This window comes from Streptomyces sp. (assembly GCF_036524955.1).
Classification (GTDB): domain Bacteria; phylum Actinomycetota; class Actinomycetes; order Streptomycetales; family Streptomycetaceae; genus Actinacidiphila.
Map to the genome: position 1 here is coordinate 1 of NZ_DATDBG010000050.1, position 3,617 is coordinate 3,617.

At 71.9% G+C, this 3,617-nt stretch carries 3 protein-coding genes; all 3 read right to left on the minus strand.

The annotated features are described in order from the left end of the window. The coding region (locus VIW71_RS04110; protein WP_331620565.1) for a biotin/lipoyl-containing protein at positions 1 to 763 on the minus strand (763 nt) is incomplete at its 3' end. Between the two features lie 55 nt (positions 764 to 818). Further along, the gene (lpdA, locus tag VIW71_RS04115; protein WP_331620566.1) at positions 819 to 2,207 is read right to left on the minus strand and encodes a dihydrolipoyl dehydrogenase; all 1,389 of its coding nucleotides are present in this window, start codon (positions 2,205 to 2,207) and stop codon (positions 819 to 821) included. Positions 2,208 to 2,460: 253 nt separating this feature from the next. Further along, positions 2,461 to 3,617: leucyl aminopeptidase (locus tag VIW71_RS04120; protein ID WP_331620567.1), on the minus strand; the 1,157-nt coding region annotated here is incomplete at its 5' end.

Sequence of the window (3,617 nt, forward strand, 5' to 3'; positions counted from 1 at the left end):
GGATGTCGGTGCCGGAGGCGCCACCCGCCGGAGCGGCGGCCTGGGCCGGCGCGGGAGCCGGAGCAGGCGCCGCGACCGGGGCCGGAGCAGCCGGGGCCTGGGCGACCGGAGCGGGCGCCACGGGGGCGGGCGCGGGCGCCGGAGCCGCACCGGCCGCACCCACGACGGCCAGCTTCGCGCCGACCTCGGCCGTCTCGTCCTCGGCGACCAGGATCTCCAGCAGGGTGCCGGAGACCGGCGACGGGATCTCGGTGTCCACCTTGTCGGTCGAGACCTCGAGCAGCGGCTCGTCGGCCTCGACGCTCTCGCCGACCGACTTCAGCCAGCGGGTGACGGTGCCCTCGGTGACCGACTCGCCCAGCGCGGGCAGCAGGATGTCGGTGCCGGAGGCGCCACCCGCCGGAGCGGCGGCCTGGGCCGGCGCGGGAGTCGGCGGCGCCGGGGCCGCAACCACCGGAGCCGGGGCGGGCGCGGGGGCCGCGACGGGCTCGGCGGCCGGGGCGGGGGCCGCGGCCGGGACGCCGTGGCCGTCGTCGATGACGGCCAGCTCGGCGCCGACCTCGACCGTCTCGTCCTCGGCGACCTTGATGTGCGCGAGTACGCCGGACGCGGGGGAGGGGATCTCGGTGTCTACCTTGTCGGTCGAGACCTCGAGCAGGGGCTCGTCGGCCTCGACATGCTCACCTTCGGCCTTCAGCCAGCGGGTGACGGTGCCCTCGGTCACGCTCTCGCCGAGCGCCGGCAGGGTTACGGAAACCGCCATGGTTGCGGTTACTCCTCACATCTGTGCGGATGGGGTGGCGTGGTGGAGGGGAGGGTCAGTCGTGCGAGTGCAGCGGCTTGCCCGCGAGGGCGAGGTGGGCCTCGCCCAGCGCCTCGTTCTGGGTGGGGTGCGCGTGGATGAGCTGTGCCACCTCGGCGGGCAGCGCCTCCCAGTTGTAGATCAACTGAGCCTCTCCGACCTGCTCGCCCATCCGGTCACCGACCAGGTGGACGCCCACGACGGCCCCGTCGCGGACCTGGACGAGCTTGATCTCGCCCGAGGTCTTGAGGATCTTGCTCTTGCCGTTTCCGGCCAGGTTGTACTTGAGGGTGACGACCTTGTCGGCACCGTAGAGCTCTTTGGCCTTCGCCTCGGTGACGCCGACGGAGGCGACCTCGGGGTGGCAGTACGTCACCCGCGGCACGCCGTCGTAGTCGATCGGCACGGCCTTGAGACCGGCCAGGCGCTCCGCTACCAGGATGCCCTCGGCGAAGCCGACGTGCGCGAGCTGGAGGGTCGGCACCAGGTCGCCGACGGCGGAGACGGTCGGCACGTTGGTACGCATGTACTCGTCGACCAGGACGTAGCCGCGGTCCATCGCGACGCCCTGCTCCTCGTACCCCAGGTTCTGCGAGACCGGGCCGCGGCCGATGGCGACCAGCAGCACCTCCGCCTCGAAGGTCTTCCCGTCGGCGAGGGTGACCCTCACACCGTCGGCGGTGTACTCGGCGCTCTGGAAGAAGGTGCCGAGGTTGAACTTGATGCCGCGCTTGCGGAAGGCCCGCTCCAGCAGCTTGGAGCTGTTCTCGTCCTCGACCGGCACCAGGTGGGGCAGGCCCTCGACGATCGTCACGTCGGTGCCGAAGGACTTCCACGCCGACGCGAACTCGACGCCGATCACGCCGCCGCCGAGCACGATCGCGGAGTTCGGCACCCGGTCCAGCACCAGCGCGTGGTCGGAGGACAGGATGCGGTTGCCGTCGATGACCAGGCCGGGCAGCGAGCGCGGTACGGAACCGGTCGCGAGCAGTACGTGCCGGCCCTCGATCCGCTGGCCGTTCACATCGACCGAGGTGGGGGAGGACAGCCGCCCCTCGCCCTCGATGTACGTCACCTTGCGCGAGGCCACCAGGCCCTGCAGGCCCTTGTAGAGGCCGGAGATCACGTCGTCCTTGTACTTGTGGACGGCCGCGATGTCGATGCCCTCGAAGGTCGCCCGGACACCGAACTGCTCGCTCTCGCGAGCCTGGTCGGCGATCTCACCGGCGTGCAGCAGGGCCTTGGTGGGAATGCAGCCGTTGTGCAGACAGGTGCCCCCGAGCTTGTTCTTCTCGATGAGGGCGACGTCCAGACCGAGCTGCGCGGCACGCAGAGCAGCGGCGTAGCCGCCGCTGCCGCCGCCGAGGATCACTAGGTCGAAAACAGTGCTGGCGTCGTTCGCCACGTCACGTCCTCCATGCATGGGTACGCCGAATCGGTCCACCATGACCGGTCGGCGGTTAGGTTCGGCCGTGTCTCAAAGGGGGCCCTGTGCTGCCGGGACAACATCTTCGCACTTCCTCGTGGCAGACGGGCCACCGGGCTGCGAGGTGAGACCGACGCGATACGGCTCCGAGGTCGCCACCCGGAGCCGTACGTGACGCATCTCACCCGTTCGGCGCAGACAGCTCAGCGCGGGACGCCGGGCGCCGGCCGGCTCACAGCACCTCGCCGTCCGCGGTCTGCCGGGCCAGGGCGACCAGCGTGCGGACCGCGGTGCCGGTGCCGCCCTTGGGTGTGTAGCCGAACGGCGCGCCCTCGTGGAAAGCCGGGCCCGCGATGTCCAGGTGCGCCCAGGTGATGCCCTCGCCGACGAACTCCTTGAGGAACAGGCCCGCGATCAGGCCGCCGCCCTGCCGCGCCCCCATGTTGGCGATGTCCGCGGTGGGGGAGTCGAAGGTCTTGCGGAGCTGCTTGGGCAGCGGCATCGGCCAGGAGTCCTCGCCCTGTGCGAGCGCGATGGTGTGCACCCGGGTACGGAACTCGTCGTTGTTGGACATGATCCCGAACCGGCCGTCGCCGAGCGCCAGCACCATCGCGCCGGTCAGCGTGGCCACGTCCACGATCGCGTCCGGGTTCTCCTCCGAGGCGCGGGCCAGCGCGTCGGCGAGCACCAGCCGCCCCTCGGCGTCGGTGTTGAGCACCTCCACCGTCTTGCCGCTGTACATCCGCAGCACGTCGCCGGGGCGGGTGGCACCGCCGCCGGGCATGTTCTCGGCCAGCGCCAGCCAGCCGGTGACGTTGACCCGCAGACCCAGCTTGGCGGCGGCCACGACCGCGGCGAACACCGCGGCGGCGCCGCTCATGTCGCACTTCATCGTCTCGTTGTGCCCCGGCGGCTTCAGCGAGATGCCGCCCGAGTCGTACGTGATGCCCTTGCCGACGAAGGCGAGGGTACGGGTGGCCTCGGCGTGCGCGTACCCGATCCGGACCAGCCGCGGCGGGCTCGCCGAGCCCTGGCCGACGCCGAGGATGCCGCCGTACCCGCCCTTGGCCAGCGCCTTCTCGTCCAGTACCTCGACGGTGAGGCCGAACTCCCGGCCGGCCTTCTGCACGGCGGCGGCGAACGCCTTCGGGTTCAGGTCGTTGGGCGGCATGTTGATCAGGTCGCGGGCCCGGTTGACCTCGGCGGCGACCGCCGCGGCGCGCTCGGCGGCGGCCTTGTGCTCCTTGTCCCGCGGCTTGGCGCCGACCACCGCGACCTCGGCCAGCGGGCCCTTGCCGTTCTCCGACTGGTAGGCGGTGAAGGCGTACGCGCCCAGCAGCGCGCCGGTGGCCACCGCCTCGACCTCCGCCGCGCTGCCCGCGGGCAGCC